The sequence below is a fragment of the Nostoc sp. FACHB-110 genome, assembly GCF_014697425.1.
GTDB lineage: Bacteria > Cyanobacteriota > Cyanobacteriia > Cyanobacteriales > Nostocaceae > Nostoc_B.
This window is the reverse complement of sequence record NZ_JACJRU010000002.1, coordinates 151,347-171,287: the sequence shown is the minus strand read 5'-3', so window position 1 is coordinate 171,287 and position 19,941 is coordinate 151,347. Positions and strand designations below refer to the sequence as shown.

Below are 19,941 nucleotides of genomic sequence, written 5' to 3'. Positions count from 1 at the left end.
GGTCTTTTCCCCCACTTATTCATTCAGAATACACTATTCGGAATTCTAGATTCTTTTGCAATCACAAGGCCTTGACATCTCAGAGGTTGTTTTAAAAGTCTAATTTATTACTTTCCTTGGCGATTAGAAATCGCGCGCCATTGAGGGAGTCGGGGAACCCGCCCAACGCAATGGCTTGGCTACACAGACAAAACCCACCTTCGTGGGTTCAGAACTCTTGATTTTTCATTAGTCCGCGCAGGTGGTCACTGAGCTTGTCGAAGTGCGGACTTTGTTTGTGTAGTAGCGAATTATATTCGCCCAAAACTTTTAAAACATACTCTCAAGTTACTAATGTAAATTTGCCTGTAGCTAAGTCGTAACGTCCACCAACTATCTTCAGCTTACCTTCTTTAATTAGGCCTTTTAAAATTGTCGAGCTTTCTGTTAATCTTGCTACTTGATATTGCACATTAGCAATAATGGAATTTTCTTCTAAATTACCTGTTTTGTATCTCACCGATTCTACGGCTGGTTTAATTTCTTCTACAAAAACGCCTATTCTTCCTGGAAGCGGAGCATTTTGAATTGCTGCTGAAACTGCACCACATTTTGCATGACCTACAACTACAATTAGCTGTGAACCTAGTACAGATGTGGCAAATTCTAAACTACCAATAGCTGTTTGGCTGGCAACATTACCAGCGACACGTACAACAAATAAATCTCCTAGTCCTTGGTCGAAAACAATTTCCGCCGGGACTCTAGAGTCAGCACAGCCTAGTATAGAAGCAAAAGGATACTGAGCTACAGCAGTTTCTTGTAAACGCAAACTTGATTGGTTAGGGTTAAGTCGCTTTCCATCAACAAATCTTTTATTTCCTTCTAAGATTCTTTGTAAAGCTGCTTGCGGATCTACTGGTTTAGGTGATGGGGGTTTTTTCTCTGTATTAGTATTACTATTAGATGGTTTTTGGGCAATAGCTTGTTCTCCTTGCAAAACAACTCCGCTAGCCGCACTTGCACCAATAGCAACACTGCCTATACCAGCTAATTTTAAGAAATTGCGTCGGCCAGCAAATCCATTAATTCTGCTCATTATTCTCCTCACTCCCAAAAGTATATTGAGCCTAAGTTGCTCTAGCTCAAAATAAATTTAATTTTTGCTATCTTAAAGCGCGATCGCTGTGTAGCATACTTTGTCTTTAAGGCAAAAATTAATTTATAAATGCAACTTAGAAATATTAAATCTTTGTCATTGATTGAAATATATCAGAATGGTGGATCACACTTACAATAAACTTATATATAAGAATAATATGGTTAAGTATGGGTTTACTCTATGGTTGGAATAAAAGTTTAGAGCAAATTCCAACTCAAGAAATTTGATTAGGAATCCGGTTTTACTTGGGAAATTATCAGTACAAGCTGGGAGTAAGCAAGATTGCCTTTGAATGTACTGTATTTTTTTCCAAAAATCCAATATAAGTCCTACATATAAAATAAAAATCAATTAACTAAATTAACTTTACCTGTGTCAATGTCGTAACAAGCACTAACAATCTTGAGTTTGCCTGCTTGTTGCAATTTAGCTAAGATTTGTGAATTTTTTTGTAATTCTTGTGCCTGATATTTAATATTAGCAATCACAAAATCGCTGGAATTTGAGTGAATTAATGCAGGTTTGATGCTTGCGGCAATATCTCTAATTTTACCAGGCAGAGGTTCGTTTTTGACCGCAGCGGCTACAGCACCGCATTTTGTATGACCCAACACGACAATCATCTGTGTACCGAGTACGGCTGTTGTATATTCCAAGCTACCTATCGCCATATCGCTGGCGACATTACCAGCGACGCGCACAACAAATAAATCTCCTAGCCCTTGGTCGAAAATAATTTCCGCCGGGACTCTAGAGTCGGCACAGCCTAAAATAGCTGCAAAAGGGTACTGTGCTTTGGCGACTAATTGTAAACGTGCTAAAGATTGATGCGGATGTTGGCGTTTGTATTGGCTGAATCTTTGATTACCATCCAGCAAAAGTTTTAAAGCCTGAGTGGGGTTAACTGGATTTGGATTGGCTGGATGAACATCAGCGATCGCAGTTTGTTGGATATTACCTATCAGCCTACCACCAATCGCTGTAGCTGCGATCGCTAAACTGCCTGTCCCGGCAAATTTCAAAAAGTTACGGCGACCAATAAATCCGTTAATTCTTGTCATTAATCTACCTGACAACACTTGCGCTGTTAACAGGAAGATATCAACTTTATTCAAGTGTAAGAGTACTTTCTGACACGGTTTTAAGATTTTATCTGGGAATGAAAATACCCCGTACAAGAAGAATTCAAAAATCAGGACTCGGTAGCCAGAATTAAACTTACAAAATACTTAGTTACTTGTAAATACCAAAAAATACTACAGAGGATGTAGAAATAGCCGAACTAAATAAAATCAATAATTTTCTACAATATTCAGATTTTTTCTCTAAAAATCCAAGTTTATTTTGGCAAGAGAATGCCGAGTGATTGTTCGCTAGGTGTGTAAAACCCTACTACCAAAGTTGTGTTCTCTGTATTTTCATTTGCTTGAGGATTAAGGCAAGATTACAAGTGTGAGCGGCAGACAAAATAAAAATTGCTAAAGCTTAAAAAATCGCAGTTCCATAAATTATCAATGCAGAGGAAAAATAATATGATGATTAGCTACTTCCAACCCATCCGCGAAATCGAAAACTTACGTCGTAACATAGATTTAGTATTTGATGGATTATCTGTACAAACTAATCAATCAACTGAAACAGCAGACACTTGGAGTCCAGCTATAGAGTTAATCGATGCGGGTGATAGTTTAGTTCTCAAAGTACAATTACCTGGTGTTACTGCTCAAAATATTGATGTGCAAGTAACTCGTGATACTGTTTCAATTGTAGGCGATCGCCAGCGTTTAAATGAAAATACTAAATATCTTCATTCGGAATTTCGTTACGGTCAATTCCAAAGAGTAGTCAACTTGCCTGTTGCTGTGCAGAATGACAAAGTAAAAGCAGAATTCAAAGATGGTATCTTAACTTTAACTCTTCCCAAAGTTGAAGAAGTACGGAATCGAGTTGTGAAAATTAACTTGGGCGAAGTTACAGATAATTCTGTCAACAGAGTAGATGCAAATGTCTAAACAGTAAATTCTTAAAATTTGCACTTTATCAATCCTGTAGAGATGTTGTATACAACGTCTCTAAAACAACCAAATAAATTGTCATCACCGACTTCTTAAAGAAGTCGGTGATTTTGTAAAAATATAATCCCTGTAGGGGAAACAAAACAAATATTTTGAGCTAATTAATACTTGCGATCGCATTCATCAAATCAACTAAACTATTGCCAACACTAACGCAATGCTATTAGACGTTGACGGATGTTATTCATCTGTGATTGGCGGATTTGTTGCACAGGATGATGTTCACTCAGTTTTGAGCGGTCTTTTGCATATTCTACTTCTAATTCCCCTAGTTTGGACTCTAAGGCATTGGTCGTAGCAACCACAACTTGAGTCTGATGACTCTGAGACGGTAGTTGTTCAAGACGTTGTGCTAGATTTGCTTTTTCTGCAATCACTTGGGTAAATTGTGGTGCATCTTGTGTATATATAGATGCTAAAAGTGCTTGTTTTACCTCTAGTTGAGCAATTTGCTGCGTCAAATTTTTCACCAATACTTCATCAGTAGATTTTGAGCCGATCTGTCTTGTAGCGATCGCCCCAAAAGATAATAAACTTACAGCACAAGCAATCAAAATTATCTGCTTTCGGTTCATAATTTTTGATATTGGTTAAAATGCTTTGCCTTAACGACGTTAATCCAGCACAAGAAGTTTCTGCAAAAATCTCAAGTTATGCTAGTTGGATTGTAGTGATTCACTAATAATTAAGAACTGTTAAAACTGAACAAGGTGCATGATGTAAAACGTAATTACTCACGCTACCCAAAAATAATTCAGTAAGTCCACTTTTAGTACAATGACCAATCACAATAACATCAATATGGCAATTTTTAGCTACCTCACAAATCATGCGACTAGGCTCACCTAATTCTTGGTTAAACTCTGCTACTATACCTTTAGCGATCGCTTGATTTGTCAGTAATCTTAAAAACTCAATCCCTTGTTGTTTTAATTTTTCCCATTCTCTTAAATTACCCTCTGCATTCTGGCTTTGAGTCAAGTTATTACGGCTATCTATTTCCGTTGTAGAAGTATTGATAAAGTCATCATTCAACGGAGAAATCACTTGCAATATCATCAACTCAGCATTAGTTAATCTGGCTAATGATAAAGCTTGTTCAAAAACATGACGACTAACTTCTGTATTATTAATAGCTACTAAAATTTTCTTGAACATAGATTTAATCTTGTTTGTCATTTATTCCTTGGTTAGGAGTTGAAAAAGCAAAAAAGGTATAGGTTTTGAAAAAAAATAAATATGATTGATGCTGATGATTAAAACAAATTCCACCAATAAAAACGGCAGAAATATGAGATGTGTTTCAGGATAAGAATAGTAGAAGTCTAAAGCATGAAACTTCAGACTTCACACTTCACACTTCATTCATTCTTTTTCTTCCGCTTTGGCAATTTCTAAGAGAGTCTTGAGTACCGAGTCAGGGTTGAGACTGATAGAATCAATTCCTTGTTCAACTAAGAAGCGGGCAAATTCTGGATAGTCGCTTGGTGCTTGACCACAAATCCCAATTTTGCGACCATACTGCTTGACAGTTGCGATCGCATTGGCAATAGTTCTAGTCACAGCTTCATCCCGTTCGTCAAATAAATGGGCGACCAATTCCGAATCTCTATCAAGTCCCAAGGTCAACTGCGTTAAATCATTGGAACCAATCGAAAAACCATCAAAGATTTCACTAAATTTATCTGCTAGTTGCACATTGCTAGGTAATTCGCACATCACATAAACTTGCAGTCCGTTTTCGCCTCGCACTAAGCCATGTTGTACCATTTGCGCCAATACCCGTTGACCTTCTTGGGGAGTCCGACAGAAAGGAATCATGAGAATGACGTTAGTCAAACCCATTTCATCCCTGACTCGCTTCATAGCTTGACACTCTAAGGCAAAACCTTCACTATAGCGGGGGTCATAATAACGAGAAGCACCACGCCAACCAATCATCGGGTTTTCTTCTTTGGGTTCAAATTGCTTACCACCCAAGAGGTTGGCATATTCGTTACTCTTGAAATCTGATAGCCGCACGATGACAGGTTTAGGATAAAAAGCAGCTGCGATCGTACCAATGCCTTGTGCCAGTTTATCAACAAAGAATTTAGCTTTATCTTCGTACTGGGCAGTTAACTCAGTAATTTTATACCTTGCCAGTTCATCTTCTAACTGATCAAAATGAATTAATGCCAGAGGATGGGCTTTGATGTGGTTGTTAATAATAAATTCCATCCTCGCTAATCCCACGCCATCATTCGGAATGGCTGTTAAACCCAAAGCCTCTTCAGGATTAGCCAAATTCATCATAATTTGCGTACGTGTGCGAGGCAATTTTTCTAAAGTTAATTCTTGCACTTCGTAAGGTAATAAACCTTGATAAACTTTCCCCGTTTCACCTTCGGCACAACTAACAGTAATTTCTTGCCCAGTTTTTAAAACAGTCGTTGCATTAGTGCTACCGACAATCGCCGGGATGCCCATTTCTCTGGCAATAATCGCTGCATGACAAGTCCTACCGCCAGAATTCGTGACAATTGCACTTGCCCGTTTCATAATTGGTTCCCAATCAGGGTCAGTGCGGTTCGTAACTAGTACTTCTCCTGGTTGAAATTGATTAATTTGACGGACATCTAAAATGACTCTGGCTTTACCCTGGCCAATCATCTCACCAACGCTGCGGCCTGTGAGTATTACTTCACCCTTTTCTTTTAGTTGGTATTGTTTGAGAACATTTTTGATTTTTTGTGATTGGACTGTTTCTGGACGCGCTTGGACAATAAATAATTCATTAGTCAAACCGTCTTTCGCCCATTCAATATCCATCGGCGTGTAAATTCCCCGCACTTGGGAATAATGTTCTTCAATAATGCAAGCCCAGTTTGCTAGTTGTAAAATTTCCTCATCGTTGACGGCGTATTGATTTCTTTCGGCAGTGGGGACAGAGATATTTTTAGTTAACTTCAAGCCTTCTAGGTCATAGACCATTTTGATTTCTTTCGTACCCAGACGTTTTTGAATAATTGGGCGATAACCTTGTTTGAGAGTTGGTTTAAACACCAAATATTCATCGGGGTTGACTGCACCTTGCACGACGTTTTCGCCAAGACCGTAAGCTGCAGTAATTAAAGCTGCATCTTTAAAACCTGTTTCGGTATCAATAGAAAACATCACACCAGACACCGCCAAATCCGAACGCACCATTTTTTGTACGCCCACTGACAAAGCAATATTAAAGTGGTCAAAGCCTTTGATTTGGCGGTAAGAAATCGCACGGTCAGTAAAAATAGAAGCAAAACACTTATGGCACGATTCTAGAACTGCTTGCAGTCCGTGGACATTCAAATAAGTTTCTTGTTGACCTGCAAAGCTAGCATCAGGTAAATCTTCGGCGGTGGCGCTAGAACGCACTGCAACATCAGTATCAGCACCATATTCTTCGCAGAGATTTTGGTAAGATTGAGCGATCGCAGCTTGCAACTCTGGCGGAAATGGAGTTTGCAACATCAGCATTCGTGCTTTTTTTCCGCATCGCCGCAGATTTGGCACATCCTCCACATTTAAATCGGCAAATATCTCTCTTAGTTGTGTTTCTAAACCTGCCGCAGAAATAAAATAGCGATAAGCAAAAGCCGTCGTAGCAAAGCCTGTAGGAACTTTTACCCCTTTACGGCGCAATTGCTGAATCATCTCTCCTAAAGATGCGTTCTTGCCACCCACTAGGGGAATATCTGCAATTCCGACATCACCTAAAGATAAAACTAAAGCTTGTTCTTTAGTGCTTGAGGCTGAATCTAGCAGCGTTTCTAGCATAGTAGAGCTTCCTATAAAACTATAGAGATATCTAAGAGCTGCTGACTACATCAGGATTTTTTGTGCCAAGCGATCGTCATTCATCTCAATCAACCAGTTGTAGTAAATTCATTGGCTCCTAGGTTTCACACTTTTGTTTATAGAAAGATACTTTGAGGATCTTGTGAGGGTTCATTACTGCATCAATCCTATTCAGCAACCCAGGTGATTGAGCCAATAACTAAAATTTTAACCTATAAACTAATGCTGCAAAGTAGTCTGCGAACCTCTATGATCCAGCAACATAAGTTTGGTAAATTGTGATTCAAATTTATGGTAATGAAAAATATAAATCCTGATACCCAAAGTGAATATTCAATATCGAATGGAATTAATTCTAGTTATTTTCCCGAATCTTTAAAATCAAAGATAGATATGAGGTATTTTACTCGTAGTATCACGGAAAATATTAGAAATTTAAATAACCAATTTTAGCGATCAAATCAAGATTTTTATGTGTAATTTCTAACTATGTACTTAATCTATACTTATTTATTATTGCAATAATTTTATCTAAGTCTTCAAAGAATTACGGATCAAATTCTGACAAGCAATAAGTAAAAAAAGAGATAAACAACTTAATCCAGAGCTTTATACACCCCTTACCAACAAAATTTTCTCTTACAACGAAAAATCTAGACTTTTTATCTAAAAACTCAAATAATTATTGAATATAATTTTTTCTATTTTTAGAATACTGTAGCTTTGTCCGTATTTATATTTTTTCTAAATTTATCAGAATATAAAAGCTCAGTAATATTTTATACTTTTACAATAAAAAATATATGTCTTTTAATAACATTATTACTGAGTAATCTTACAGATGGCACACTGAACTCTTCAATGTATCTTTGAAGGGTGGTATCAACTACATAAGTGTGTTTCCTGTTATGAAAAAGAGTTTCAACATCAGCGCATCTTTTGTGCTTCCTTTAGTCTTGGCTAGTTCAATCGGTACACAAGGTTTCACAACATCTTCATCTAAAGTTGTAAGTTCAGCATCTACTAGTAAAGAAACAACATTACCTAGCCGCAAGCTAATCAGCCAAGCCACGAGTGGAGTTACATATTATGTAAGTGGTAGTGGCGACGACAGCAATAGTGGGCTGACTACCGCATCTCCTTTTAGAACCATTCAAAAAGCGGCAAATCTTACCCAACCTGGAGATACAGTCCTGATCATGAACGGGGTGTATACCAATTCATATTCATCAGGAGAGGTAGTCTTAATTAAGAACTCTGGAAAGAGCAATGCATGGATCAAATTCCAAGCTTATCCTGGGCATTCACCAAAACTTAAACACAATGGATGGAATGGAATTCTCGTTAAAAATGGAGCATCGTATATCGAGATCAGCGGTTTGGATATAGAAGGCAATAATAGTAATATTACCCTGGAATATGCTCTTAGTCAGCAAAATAACGAATTAAACCCACAAACGAATGGTAACTGCATTACAATCGATGGAAGAGATAGCAGTAACGGTCGTCCTCGTAATATACGTATTGTCAACAATAAAGTCCATGATTGTGGAGGAGCTGGCATTGTAGCTATGCATTCTGACTATATAACCATAGACAGGAATGAAGTATTTAATAATGCGTGGGACTCTGCTCATGGCAACAGTGGTATTTCGATATGGCAACCTTGGAATTCTGACCAAAATACAGGATATAAGCTTTTTGTAACTAACAATAAGGTCTACAACAATAGGCAGTACATTCCCTGGTATAAAAATGGGAAAATTCAGGATGGTAATGGCATTATTCTTGATGATTTCAGAAGTAGCCAAAGCGGTTCAACCTTGGGTGTATATCAAGGACGTACTTTAGTTGCCAACAATCTCTCATTTAACAATGGTGGTACGGGTATTCATACATTTAAAAGTGAACACGTTGATATTGTTAACAATGTCGCTTATATGAATAACCAGAGTCCAGAGATTACACATGGGCAGATATTAGCTAATAACTCAACTGATGTGAAAATTTACAACAATATCCTCTACGCTTACCCAGGTAAGAAGATGAATATGGATTGGCAAAACATCAATGTCACTTATGCCTATAATATCTATGCCAATGCTCCGGCTAGATCTATTGCCGTTATAGGGCCTAATGACATTGTTGGAGACCCACAGTTTGTAAATCCCTCTACTAATCCATTAATTGCTGACTTTCGAGTTAAGTCAACGAGTCCAGCTATCAACAGTGGCCAACAGTGGAATTACCTAAAAACTGATATTTTAGGTAATCCTCGTCCATCTGGAAAAGTATACGATAGAGGAGCATACGAGTACCAATTTTAGTCAAGGGCATATATGAGGTTGTGTACTAAGAACGTGAATTATAAAGAAGAATTTCAATTACCTGTTCGCCTTTCTGTTTAACACAACCTCTTTTCTTAACTCTTGAGGGCTGAAATATTCTGAAGTATGTGAAAAATAGTTACTTGATTCATGTTTATCAATAATTCCATTCACTACTAAACCTAATACATTATGATTAGCTCTATTTAACATCTCTTGAAGAGCAGATGCGCTATTAGAATCAATCACACCAGGTCTACTTACTAACAAAATACCATCAGACATTTGGCTTATAGCTAGAGCATCAGCAGCTAATAGAGCAGGTGGAGCATCAAAAATTACACAATCATACTGAGAGGAAAAACTATCAATTAATGAGGCCATCCGCTTAGAGTCCAACAAAGCTAGTGGGTTAGGAGGTCTAACTCCCGCAGTTAAAACATCAAGATTATCCATTACCTTATTGACAGCGATATCAAATTCCGTTTGACCAACCAAAACTTCGCTTAAACCAGCAGCGTTTGTAAGTTGCCAGAAATGATGCTGTGAAGGAATTCGCATATCTGCGTCAATCAGTAAAACTCGTCGTCCTAATTGAGCGATTGCTGCTGCTAAGTTAGCTGCAACTGTAGATTTCCCCTCTTTAGGAACTGCACTAGTTACAACAATAGTCTTTACAATCTTATCGGAACTGAGAAATTTCAAGTTAGCTTGAATCATCCGATAAATTTCGCTAGTTAGTGAGTATGGCATATCCCTAACAGCAATTCCAACCGTAGTTAAGTCTGTCTCACGCTTGCGATAGTTTGTTTTATTAGAATACAGAGGAATAACACCCAGTAATGGATATGCAAATGCTTCTCTAACTTCCTTAAGTGTTTTGAGAGATTTATCTCTCATTTCTAACAAGAGGACGCTACTAGTAGACAAGAATGCTCCAAATAACACTCCTAACACTAAAATTATTGTTTTTTTAGCTGATTCCGGTTTTTCAGGAACTAAAGCTTGAGCAATAATTCTGGCATTGGCTGTATTACTATTTTCCGCTACCTGTAATTCTTGAACTTTTTTAAGTAGAGTTTGATAGGTTGACTGGGCAACTTCAACTTTTCGCTCTAGTTCGCCTTGGGTTTGCATTAGTTGGGGTATAAATTTCATCCGTTGTGCGTAAGCAGAACGAGAATTATACAGAGAAGCCAATCTTTGGTTTAAGCCAAAGCTCTGCACTTCTTGTTGCAGAAAATTTTGGATGAGGTTTTGCCTAAGTTCACCAATTTGTAATAATCTTGGCGCAAATTGGGGTTGTTGTCCCACAGTTTGAGTAACTTGCTGTTGCAGTAAGTTGGTTAAATTAGCTTTTCTAGCTTCTAGCGACACAATTACAGGATTGTCATCTAAAAAACGACTACGTTCATTTGCTAACTGCCGCTCTACATCTTGAAGTTGTGTTAAAACGCCTTGCACTGCTGGTGATTGACTTAGTGAACTTACGGCTAGGGCTTCTTGTGAATTTAGCCCTAGCTTTTGTCGGAGTTCATTACTTTGGGCATTTACTTCAGCTAATTGAGCCTGAATAGCATTAATCTCGTTATCTAAGTTGGCAATAATTCCTACAGATGTCCTTGTTTCTTCTGTTAAATCTGCAATGTTATTCTTTTGTCTGAAAACTCTTAGTGCAACTTCTGCCCTATTAACAGCAGCCTGAGATACTGGCAGCTGCTTGGACATAAATTTGCGTGTTGCTTCAGCTTCATAACGGCTTGCCAAAATATCATTTTCTAAATAAAGATTCATTACTGTGTTGACTACTGCTGCTGCTTCTTCAGGGTTACTATCTTGATAACTAACCCGTAACACATCTGTACCACCAATTATTTTTAGTGTTAGTTTCTTTTTTAGTACGTCAACTTCTAGTGGTTCACCGTTTTCATCTTTCAGTTGAACTTTATCTATAACTTGCTGTAGCAAAAGTGGAGAAGAGATAACTTCTATTTGAGTACTAATAGGATTTTGACTGGATACTAAGCTCCTCAAATCTCCTGCTTCGTTGCCATCGTTGTTATTAGGTAAAAGATTAGTACCTACTACATTAAAAGAAGGCATCCTGAATAGGAGTTTTCCTTCAGCTTCATAAGAAGGTTTGAGTAAAGTTGTTGCTAAAGCACTCAGAGCAACTGTACCTATAAAAATACTAGTGACAGAAAACCATCGCCGTTTTAATATCATAAAGTAACGGCCAATGTCTAAATCAAGGGATTCTCTAGATTCCATAATATTTTTTGTCATAGATTAACTCCCTGTATTGTTGTATGTTGAGTCAAGAACAGTTAAATTATTTATAACAATAACTTTCAAAGTGTTATTTCATAAGTTTTGAATGAAATTTACTATACTTATGTGAGATAATTGAAACACCAAGTATAATAAATATGAAAACACTATTATTAAAATAATGATAGTGTTATTATATTTACAATAGTATAAACTGAACTAAGTCGCAAAATATATATAATTTTTATTTTACTGTCATCTTAACGTTTGGTAGCTTTATCAAAAGCACGTGCGATCGCGTTCCATGCTAATTTGCGTCGCATCTGAGTATCAAGAGGCAGAGTTCTTACAGTTGCTTGATCTTTTCTGGGTTTATTTTGACTTAACCAAGTATAGCTATCGCTTAGTCCCCAGGTTAATACAGAAATCACAGCGGGTTCTTCTAAGGCTACTGATAGATAATCTTCATAAACTCCAGCAACAATTGGATCGCGGAATTTAATATCTGAAGGTAGCTTGTTATCTGCGACATCCATTTCTGTAATTAAGATTTTGAGGCCAAGACTAGCTACCTCACTGAGGAATTTCTTGAATTTATCAGGATTAAAGCGAGTTTCGTAGCCGGACAAGTGAGATTGGATACCTAGGGCATGAATTGGTATATCTTTAGACTTTAAATTTTCCAATAATTTGAGTACAGCATTTCTTTTAGCTTCATGTTCATGAGTGTCATATTGTAGTCCATAGTCGTTATAAACTAATAGTGTGTTGGGGTCAGATTCGGCCGCTGCACTAAAAGCTATTTCAATATAATCCTGCCCAATAAATTGCAACCAGGGCGTATTTTTCAAACCATCACTTCGTCTATCTCTTGGATCAATTGCCTCATTTACTACATCCCATGAATGGATATGACCTGCATAATGCTTAACAACTGTTGTAATATGTTCTAATAATAGCTGTCTAGCATTTTTACTATTGATAGTTTTGGGAAACCATATGGGTAAAGCCTCATGCCAGACTAAAGTGTGTCCACGAAATAGCAACCCATTTCTGCGGGAAAAGTCAGCTAACCAGTCAGCAGGTGCGAAGTTAAAGGAAGTAGGTGTAGGGCGCAGATAATTCCACTTTAATTCCCATTCTGGGACTATCATTTTACATTCATATACAACAGATTCTGCCAATTTAGTATCTGAAGATAAAGCATATTGGCGTACAGCTGCCCCATAAATCAAACCCTTAGTAGCAGCTCGCTGTCCTAAAGCTGTATTACTTGTAACTTTAAAGTTTCTGTTTTGAGAATCACGCTGTATCTGCCTAAGTTTGTACTGTTTATTGAGTTCAGTCCCTATTACAGATGCACCTATACCAGCCAAGCCTCCTAGACCTAATAATGTCTGTCGTCTGCCGAAAATTTTTCTAGACAATATATTGGAGCTAAAAGAGTTCATAGCTTTTTAGGTTAGTTAAAATTTAGATTGCTCTACAATTAAAATTATTTCTTGAACTCACGAAAATTATAATTTTTCCCCAAGTCAAGTAACAATAATTTTAATAAAAACCAAGGCTCAACTAGATAGCGTCGCCACAATCTCTTAGGTTCAGATATTAGGCGAAATAGCCATTCTAAACCAATTTTACCTGCCCATCTTGGCGGAGTAGGAACAGCACCTGCAACATAATCTATAGCTGCGCCTGATGGCAAAATAGCATTCACAGCAAGATTTTCCAGATTATCTAATATCCAATGTTCTTGGCGTGGCATACTCATACCTACCATTAATATGTGGGGTTTATAAGCATTAATGATTGCCAAGCGATCGCGATTTTCTGTGCTATCTACACGTGCATCAAAATAGCCATCTGCCGTAGCTATTTGTAAGTTAGGAAATTTCGCTTGCAGAATTTTAGCTCCTTTTTCAGCTACACCTGGTTTAGAACCTATATAAAATACTCTCCACCCTTGTTTAGCCGCCTCTGCTATAAGTGGTTCTGTCCAGTCAGCGTAAGTAACTCGATGTTCTCGTTGCAAGGGCATACCTAAAAACTGCCCCACCAATACTAAACTCATACCATCAACATGGGTGTAATGTGCCTTGGCGTAAAAATTACGCATTTTAGCATCATGATGGTAGAGATAGATACTGTGAAAGTTATGATTAGCGATTATCCAACATTTGTTGAGGTTAATAGCTTCAGCAATCAAAGCATTCAACTGAGGCAGAGATAAAGCATTAACATTAATGCCTAACATTTTCAGTGTTTGAATTGATGCCAATTCAGCAAAGGAGTTTTTCATAGGCATCCACCATATTTTCTAAACTAAAAATCTGCGCCCGTTCTAATGAACGTTTCCTTAAGTTTTCGGCTAGTTCTGGAGAATCTATAATTTTCTGAATAGCACTGGCTAGTTTTTCAGCGTTATCTGGAGGAATGAATAATCCTGCATTGTCTAATATTTCATGCATAACAGGAATGTCACTCGCCACTACAGGCAAACCTGCACCTATAGCCTCAACTAATGCCATTGGTGTACCTTCAAATAATGAAGGAAACACAAAGACATTAGCTGTACGGAGTAAGGCGTATACATCATGAGATGGTAACTCGCCTAAAAAATGGACTCTTTCATGCAATTGCAATTCAGTAGTTTTCTGCTGTAAAACTTCACGTAACTCGCCTTCGCCTAAAACTATTAGGTGAGCATTATCGAGGTGTGCTAATGCTTCCAGCAGAATTTGTTGATTCTTCTGATATGCTAACCGTCCCACATTAATTAATAGAGGAGCATCTTCGGGTAGACCCCAAGAATTACGCACCTCCTTGGATGAAACTTCAATGTCTGGAGAATTGGTACCATTGTAGACAATCTTCAATTTCCGTTTGTAAGCACTTGGATACTTAGCAGCAGAGTCTACTACTGTTTGAGAAACGGCTACATTATGAGAATAAATATCTGTGCTACCAAACAGCCAATCACCCCACTTTGCTACTCCAGGATAACTAGACATGGGATTTTGTTGAACTGCAATCCTGTGTGACACACCGCATAGTTTGGCTGCTAATTGCCCTAACAAGTTTGCATAGTGAGTGTGAGTAATAACAACATTTGGCTGGTGAAGACGCAGCATTTGTTGTAACTTGGTCAAAATTTTTAAATAGTCCAATCCTGAAGGTTTATGTTCTAGCAAAACTCTCACACCTGGATGCTCAACATACGTAGGACGTTTAAGATATAAAAACCAAACTTCGGCATTATATCCGCGTTTTTGGAGAGTTTCGTTCACAAGCATAGCGACTCGCTGCGCTCCGCCAGATTCCATTTGTGTAACTATTTGAACAATTTTCATGATTGTTCAACCCTCTAATTTTACGTGAGTGTTATTTTTGAGTTGCATATACAGATTTTGCATTATTTATCTCATATTTATAAAATTTAGGAGCTTTCAGATATTGAATCTTTTAAGCGATTAGACGGGATAAGCATTGAAATTATAACTGTCACATAAATTAACCAATAAAATTCATTTTGTCTTAATAGTGCGCTTTCAGTTTGGTTAGTTAACCAAAAATAAATCATATACATTACAGGCCAAAAACTTGCTGCTGTTCTACTTATTCGTAACCAAGCTAAACCCTTTAAGAAATTGATTAAAAATCCTATTAAAAATATAGATAGTCCTAGAAGACCTAAATCTATACAAATATCTAAAAAACCATTGTGGGCATGTGGGGGATTCCAGCCTGTGACCAGTTCTATATATGCAGACTCTCGATATCCTCCACCCCAGAACCCACTATATCCATAGCCTAGCCAAGGACGTTGCCAAATCATATCCAAGACTGCATTCCATAGTGGTGTACGGCCTGTTAAGTTAGAATCTTTCCCTAAGGAACTTAATATAGAATCTGCATTGTTGATGAGCAACAAGCCTGAAATTTGCCCAACTATTGTCAATAAAAAAAGCACAGGAAATAATAGATCGTACCGCAATAATAAAGTACGAAGCATAAAGAACATAATGAAAATAACTGCAAAGTTTACTAATGATGAAGAAGACTTAGAAAGTATCAATAAAATTACTGATAATAGAAAACCTCCAGAAAATAATAACCTATTCTTACTATTTTCAGTAGCATTAATTAAAAACACAACACTACTAAAAACCATTACTCTTCCTAGCAAGTTTTTATGAGCATAAATTCCTCTGAATGCACCTGCATGAATACCTGATTCAAGTCCATATCTAGGTAAAGCTACAGCGAATAAAAAACTCATAAATATCGCTATACCACATGTCCATACTAGGATCTGTAGTTGCTGCTTGAAGCTATAGCGAGTAGCTAAGTAAATTCCAAACAATGTATTTCCTAGTATTGCCACACTACGCACTAAGGTGGATGTTGGGGCAGCAGACCATAAAAGAGATAAGAAGCAAAGTCCAATTATTATTGTTATATATCTATCTTGGCTAAGAATTTTAACTACTTTTTTCCATCTGAGAACCAATAATACAAAGGAAATTAAAAAATTTAAAAAGAACAGCAGTTGAATAAACAAGTTATCTTGTGAAGATCTGCCTAAGCCATCTCCTTCGCTTGCTCCTCCTGATAAGATTACAGCTAGTGGCCCTCCTGTATAATGGAGTAAAGAAAAAATGGTAAAAATCTTTTCAGCCAATGTAAAGTATTTATTCATAAATAGAAGGCAGAGATATTACTTTCATTAGGCTGGTTTTTGGGTATTTTTATTCATGAAATAACGTAATACCTGCCGCAAATTTTTTGGTATCAGCCACATCGCTAAATATAATAATATATCTAAGGCTCTAGGCCTGCCAAACTTTACTGCATCCCATAAAAGAGGAACAAAAGCCTGATAATTTTGTTCCGTAGCAGCTTGGGAACTCACAACTGTTGTTACAAATGCTGAATATGCTAATGGTGTAACTAAATCGCGGACAGAATGAATCCAATCTAAAGAATATTGCCAGTTATTGATATTACTTAAACTTTTACGGTTTGGGGTATACATAGCATTGAAATTAACCAAAGGCTCACTGACAAATTCAACCCCTACGCCTTCAATAAGGCTAACTTTAACCAACCAGTCAAAATCTTCGTGCCTATGCAATTTTTCGTCTAGAGGTATCTTTTCTAATAATTCTTTTTTCGTTAAAATTGTAGAGGTTGATATAAAGGTTTCTCCTAAAAATAAAGAGCTACGCACAAATAAGTATTCGCTGATAGGTTCGGAGGAATGTGGAAGTCTTTTGGGCCAAATTAATTCACCTTTAGAAGTTTGAGCAAAGAAACGACAGGAAACAATAGGAAAAGTATAGTTTGATTTGTATGCAGCTTCTAGTTGACGCTCAATCTTTTCGGGTAGCCATGCGTCATCATCATCTAGAAAAGCGATCCAATTACCTTTAGCTTCTCTAATACCAACATTTCTAGCACCTGAAGGCCCTATATTTTTTGGCAAGGCTATTACTCTGAGTCGTGGATCTTCTATCTGATGAAGTTCTTTGACTGTAGCTTCATCAGGGCCATCTACGACTACTATGACTTCAATTGATTGAATTGTTTGAGCTAAGGCACTCTTGACTGCTTTGATCGCAATAGATGGTCTGTTACGTGTAGGTATGACCGCGCTTACTAAGTTTTTAAGAGGTTCACTCATAATTTTCCTGTTTAATTCAAAGGTATATTTTTTTTAAGTCAGAAACCAATTTTAAGATTTTTTTTTGTTAATAAAATTTAATGTATAGTGAGAAAAAATTGAAGCATGAACACCTGTATACTTGACTGCTAAAAAATAAATTATCAGGTTATCTAATATGACAACAATTGATGTAGCTATAGCAGCACCCATAATGCCAAATTTAGGGATTAAAAAGTAATTGAGAAGAAAATTAGTAATTGCGGTAAAGCAACGTACACGAGCACTTTGATCTTGATGCCCTGTAAGATCGAGCATATATCCTACGGGGCCTGTTGCTGAATTGACGAGTTGCCCTACAGCTAAGATAACCAGAGACGATTGCGCTGCTAAAAATTCTGAGCCAAACATTCTCAGTATATAGTTGCTAAATAAAATTAAAAATAAAGTGACGAGCATAGTTGGCCAAAAAACCAAGTGTGCCATTGTTGTCACTACTTTTTGTAACTGGGATTGATCGCCTGCTGTGTAAAGTGAAGCAATTGTGGGAGCTGCGATCGCTTCTACTGCTATATATACGAAACTAGCTAAATAAGAGGTTTTTGTGGCTGCATTATATATACCCACTTGGACTGGATCTAATAAAGCTCCAATCATTACAATAGAAGTCTGATTGGAAATGATTATGAAGCCAATAATCAATAGTAAAGGGAGCGAAACACGCAACCAAGAACGGAATTGATATATTGGTGTCGCAGTTTCACCTTGATTCAATAGATTTTTGTGAATCAATACTTGCTGACTGAGGATCAGAATCACATAAGTGATTATTGTAATAATAAATACAAGTTGAGCCGTTAGCTTTTGGCTGCCTGCCCAAAGCAGCATTGCCCCAGTCCCGGCTATAAACAGTAATGGTCGCAGTACTTTACTGGGACCATAGGCTGCAACCATTTTACTACTACCTCGGAATAAATTACACTGTAAATTCTCTAAAGCCAGTAGCGGTACTAACCAAATTCCAAACAGTATGGGAACCAAATTTTCTAAATAGCTGTAGTAATTCAGCAACAATGCTGCAAATGTCAGCACAAAAGACATCATTATGCTGACGGTAACAGTGAGCTTTGAACTCCCACGAATTACACCTTGAAATAGTCCCCAATTCCCTTTTGTAATGTAATGAGGTATGAAGCGTAGTACTGCTAAAGGTATTCCCAAATTGCAAATAACTGCACAAATTGTAGACCATACAAAGATATAGGTAAAGAGACCGTATTCTTGAGTCCCCATTACTCTGGCAAGGAAAACTTGGAGTAGATAACCTAACCCAATACCTGTAACTTGAATGACAAATGCTATGCTAGCTTTTTTAATAAAATAGGCTATGATCCCAGGCTGTTGAATCTTTTTAATGAGTGGAGCAATACTCCATAATTTATTCATCTAATCAAACTTGTCTCCGTTTTCCTTAAGGCAGAGCTTTTTTGCCTGTTTATAGTAGACACCAGTAAGCTTTCAATCAAGTTGAACAAGCTTAAAATATGTATCTCAATCTTTCAATAACTGATACACTATTTTTTATAAAAAAATATATATATGATGTGTTTGTTGATATTATCTTCCCATTTCTAAAGCTAATCTATCTCTTAAAATATAATATTTAAAGCGACGAATTATAATCATTGGTAGTCGATTTATAAACACTACAAAAAAATAGGGATGTTGTATTGATTTAATGAAAGCAGTTAAAATTTTTTTCTGCTTTAAAGGTTCAACAACGCAATAGTAAGCTTTACCTTTTTGATATATTGCCAGGTTATAAGACATAGCACGCAACAAATCTGGTTTATTTTTGACAGCTTCCTGTTGGATAAAATTTTGCGTAGCACGCAGACTTTGGTTAAGGCGCTCTACTTGACTTTGCTTGATTAAGGAACCAGGACGAGAACGGTAGAAGTAATATGCTTCTGGTACTAGGAAATAGGATGCTCCATTCATCAGACATTTAATGTATAGCCAAAAATCTTGACCCATTCTCAAGCTAGGATCATACTCAATCCCATGTTTATTCAAGAAGTCTAGTTTTAATAAAGGCTTGCTTAAACCCAGATGCAGCCCTCTTTGTCCATAAACATCCGTTGATACAAAGCGTATAATATCAATTTGACAAATTTCCCTGATATCCTCTCCACTCTGAGTAATTAGTGTACTCCAAGGAGTTGCTTCGCCATCTATGATGTAATTAATATCATCGGCAACCATATCGGCATTGTTAGAGTACGCTATAGCTAAAAGTTTTTCCAGCCTTTCTGGTGCATACCAATCATCAGAATCAAGGACAGCTATCCATTTACCTTTAGCTACTCTTAATGCGCGATTTCTTGCTTCGGCTGCTCCAAGATTTTTTTCATTTGCTAAAACTTTTAGCCTTTTGTCATTAAAACTCTTAGCTACTTCTAAGGTTTTATCTGTGGAAGCATCATCTACAACAATCACTTCTATATTTTCTAGTGTTTGTCCTAGAGCAGACTCTATAGCTTTTGCAAGATAAGCTTCGGTGTTGTATGCAGGGATTATTACTGATACTTCTGGTTTCATACTCATAGTCAATTAGCAGTTGGACATAATCTATATAACATTAGG

At 37.1% G+C, this 19,941-nt stretch carries 15 protein-coding genes; 2 read left to right on the top strand and 13 right to left on the bottom strand.

The window, feature by feature from the left end; translation table 11 throughout:
- Window positions 1–322: 322 nt before the first annotated feature.
- Entirely contained in the window at window positions 323–1,078 is a 756-nt protein-coding gene (locus tag H6G69_RS03135; protein ID WP_190681472.1) for a carbonic anhydrase, read from the bottom strand.
- Between the two features lie 410 nt (window positions 1,079–1,488).
- Entirely contained in the window at window positions 1,489–2,202 is a 714-nt protein-coding gene (locus tag H6G69_RS03130; protein ID WP_190681469.1) for a carbonic anhydrase, read from the bottom strand.
- Between the two features lie 471 nt (window positions 2,203–2,673).
- Here H6G69_RS03130 and H6G69_RS03125 point away from each other — a divergent pair, with 471 nt between their 5' ends.
- A complete protein-coding gene (locus H6G69_RS03125) occupies window positions 2,674–3,153 on the top strand; it encodes an Hsp20/alpha crystallin family protein (protein WP_190681466.1) in 480 nt (159 codons plus the stop codon).
- 212 nt (window positions 3,154–3,365) lie between these two features.
- Here H6G69_RS03125 and H6G69_RS03120 read toward each other — a convergent pair whose 3' ends face one another.
- The 3 genes from H6G69_RS03120 to ppsA form a co-directional block, all read right to left on the bottom strand.
- Window positions 3,366–3,791, bottom strand: a complete 426-nt coding sequence (locus H6G69_RS03120; protein ID WP_190681463.1) for a hypothetical protein — start codon at window positions 3,789–3,791, stop codon at window positions 3,366–3,368.
- A gap of 103 nt (window positions 3,792–3,894) precedes the next feature.
- A complete protein-coding gene (locus H6G69_RS03115; protein WP_190681461.1) occupies window positions 3,895–4,374 on the bottom strand; it encodes a universal stress protein in 480 nt (159 codons plus the stop codon).
- Window positions 4,375–4,581: 207 nt separating this feature from the next.
- Window positions 4,582–7,014, bottom strand: a complete 2,433-nt coding sequence (ppsA, locus tag H6G69_RS03110; protein ID WP_190681458.1) for a phosphoenolpyruvate synthase — start codon at window positions 7,012–7,014, stop codon at window positions 4,582–4,584.
- 929 nt (window positions 7,015–7,943) lie between these two features.
- Here ppsA and H6G69_RS03105 point away from each other — a divergent pair.
- Window positions 7,944–9,362, top strand: coding sequence for a right-handed parallel beta-helix repeat-containing protein (locus H6G69_RS03105; RefSeq protein ID WP_190681454.1), 1,419 nt, complete (start codon window positions 7,944–7,946; stop codon window positions 9,360–9,362).
- Window positions 9,363–9,419: 57 nt separating this feature from the next.
- Here the strand turns inward: H6G69_RS03105 and H6G69_RS03100 are convergent, their stop codons facing one another.
- The 8 genes from H6G69_RS03100 to H6G69_RS03065 all read right to left on the bottom strand — a co-directional run bounded on the left by H6G69_RS03100 (window position 9,420) and on the right by H6G69_RS03065 (window position 19,902).
- Window positions 9,420–11,648, bottom strand: a complete 2,229-nt coding sequence (locus H6G69_RS03100; RefSeq protein ID WP_199335697.1) for a polysaccharide biosynthesis tyrosine autokinase — start codon at window positions 11,646–11,648, stop codon at window positions 9,420–9,422.
- 245 nt (window positions 11,649–11,893) lie between these two features.
- Window positions 11,894–13,063: an endo-1,4-beta-xylanase gene (locus H6G69_RS03095; protein ID WP_397326879.1), complete on the bottom strand. Its 1,170-nt coding sequence runs from the start codon at window positions 13,061–13,063 to the stop codon at window positions 11,894–11,896.
- A gap of 65 nt (window positions 13,064–13,128) precedes the next feature.
- Entirely contained in the window at window positions 13,129–13,932 is an 804-nt protein-coding gene (locus H6G69_RS03090) for a WecB/TagA/CpsF family glycosyltransferase (RefSeq protein WP_190681448.1), read from the bottom strand.
- Window positions 13,913–14,983 (bottom strand): glycosyltransferase family 4 protein, encoded by a 1,071-nt coding sequence (locus H6G69_RS03085; protein WP_190681445.1) that lies wholly within the window; start codon window positions 14,981–14,983, stop codon window positions 13,913–13,915. The genes H6G69_RS03090 and H6G69_RS03085 overlap by 20 nt, the downstream gene beginning before the upstream one ends.
- 86 nt (window positions 14,984–15,069) lie before the next feature.
- Complete coding sequence (locus H6G69_RS03080; protein WP_190681441.1) at window positions 15,070–16,332, bottom strand: O-antigen ligase; 1,263 nt, start codon at window positions 16,330–16,332, stop codon at window positions 15,070–15,072.
- A gap of 27 nt (window positions 16,333–16,359) precedes the next feature.
- A complete protein-coding gene (locus H6G69_RS03075) occupies window positions 16,360–17,316 on the bottom strand; it encodes a glycosyltransferase family 2 protein (protein WP_190681438.1) in 957 nt (318 codons plus the stop codon).
- A gap of 51 nt (window positions 17,317–17,367) precedes the next feature.
- Entirely contained in the window at window positions 17,368–18,741 is a 1,374-nt protein-coding gene (locus tag H6G69_RS03070; protein ID WP_190681436.1) for a flippase, read from the bottom strand.
- 171 nt (window positions 18,742–18,912) lie between these two features.
- Window positions 18,913–19,902: a glycosyltransferase family 2 protein gene (locus H6G69_RS03065; RefSeq protein ID WP_313950118.1), complete on the bottom strand. Its 990-nt coding sequence runs from the start codon at window positions 19,900–19,902 to the stop codon at window positions 18,913–18,915.
- Window positions 19,903–19,941 lie beyond the last annotated feature (39 nt).

What these genes read in the sequence shown, in the direction of transcription:
- H6G69_RS03115 (WP_190681461.1), bottom strand. Translation starts at nt 4,374, where the DNA reads ATGTTCAAGAAAATTTTAGTAGCTATTAATAATACAGAAGTTAGTCGT.
- H6G69_RS03100 (WP_199335697.1), bottom strand. Translation starts at nt 11,648, where the DNA reads ATGACAAAAAATATTATGGAATCTAGAGAATCCCTTGATTTAGACATT.
- H6G69_RS03070 (WP_190681436.1), bottom strand. Translation starts at nt 18,741, where the DNA reads ATGAATAAATTATGGAGTATTGCTCCACTCATTAAAAAGATTCAACAG.
- H6G69_RS03130 (WP_190681469.1), bottom strand. Translation starts at nt 2,202, where the DNA reads ATGACAAGAATTAACGGATTTATTGGTCGCCGTAACTTTTTGAAATTT.
- H6G69_RS03085 (WP_190681445.1), bottom strand. Translation starts at nt 14,983, where the DNA reads ATGAAAATTGTTCAAATAGTTACACAAATGGAATCTGGCGGAGCGCAG.
- H6G69_RS03105 (WP_190681454.1), top strand. Translation starts at nt 7,944, where the DNA reads ATGAAAAAGAGTTTCAACATCAGCGCATCTTTTGTGCTTCCTTTAGTC.
- H6G69_RS03120 (WP_190681463.1), bottom strand. Translation starts at nt 3,791, where the DNA reads ATGAACCGAAAGCAGATAATTTTGATTGCTTGTGCTGTAAGTTTATTA.
- H6G69_RS03135 (WP_190681472.1), bottom strand. Translation starts at nt 1,078, where the DNA reads ATGAGCAGAATTAATGGATTTGCTGGCCGACGCAATTTCTTAAAATTA.
- H6G69_RS03090 (WP_190681448.1), bottom strand. Translation starts at nt 13,932, where the DNA reads ATGAAAAACTCCTTTGCTGAATTGGCATCAATTCAAACACTGAAAATG.
- H6G69_RS03075 (WP_190681438.1), bottom strand. Translation starts at nt 17,316, where the DNA reads ATGAGTGAACCTCTTAAAAACTTAGTAAGCGCGGTCATACCTACACGT.
- H6G69_RS03080 (WP_190681441.1), bottom strand. Translation starts at nt 16,332, where the DNA reads ATGAATAAATACTTTACATTGGCTGAAAAGATTTTTACCATTTTTTCT.
- H6G69_RS03125 (WP_190681466.1), top strand. Translation starts at nt 2,674, where the DNA reads ATGATGATTAGCTACTTCCAACCCATCCGCGAAATCGAAAACTTACGT.
- ppsA (WP_190681458.1), bottom strand. Translation starts at nt 7,014, where the DNA reads ATGCTAGAAACGCTGCTAGATTCAGCCTCAAGCACTAAAGAACAAGCT.
- H6G69_RS03065 (WP_313950118.1), bottom strand. Translation starts at nt 19,902, where the DNA reads ATGAGTATGAAACCAGAAGTATCAGTAATAATCCCTGCATACAACACC.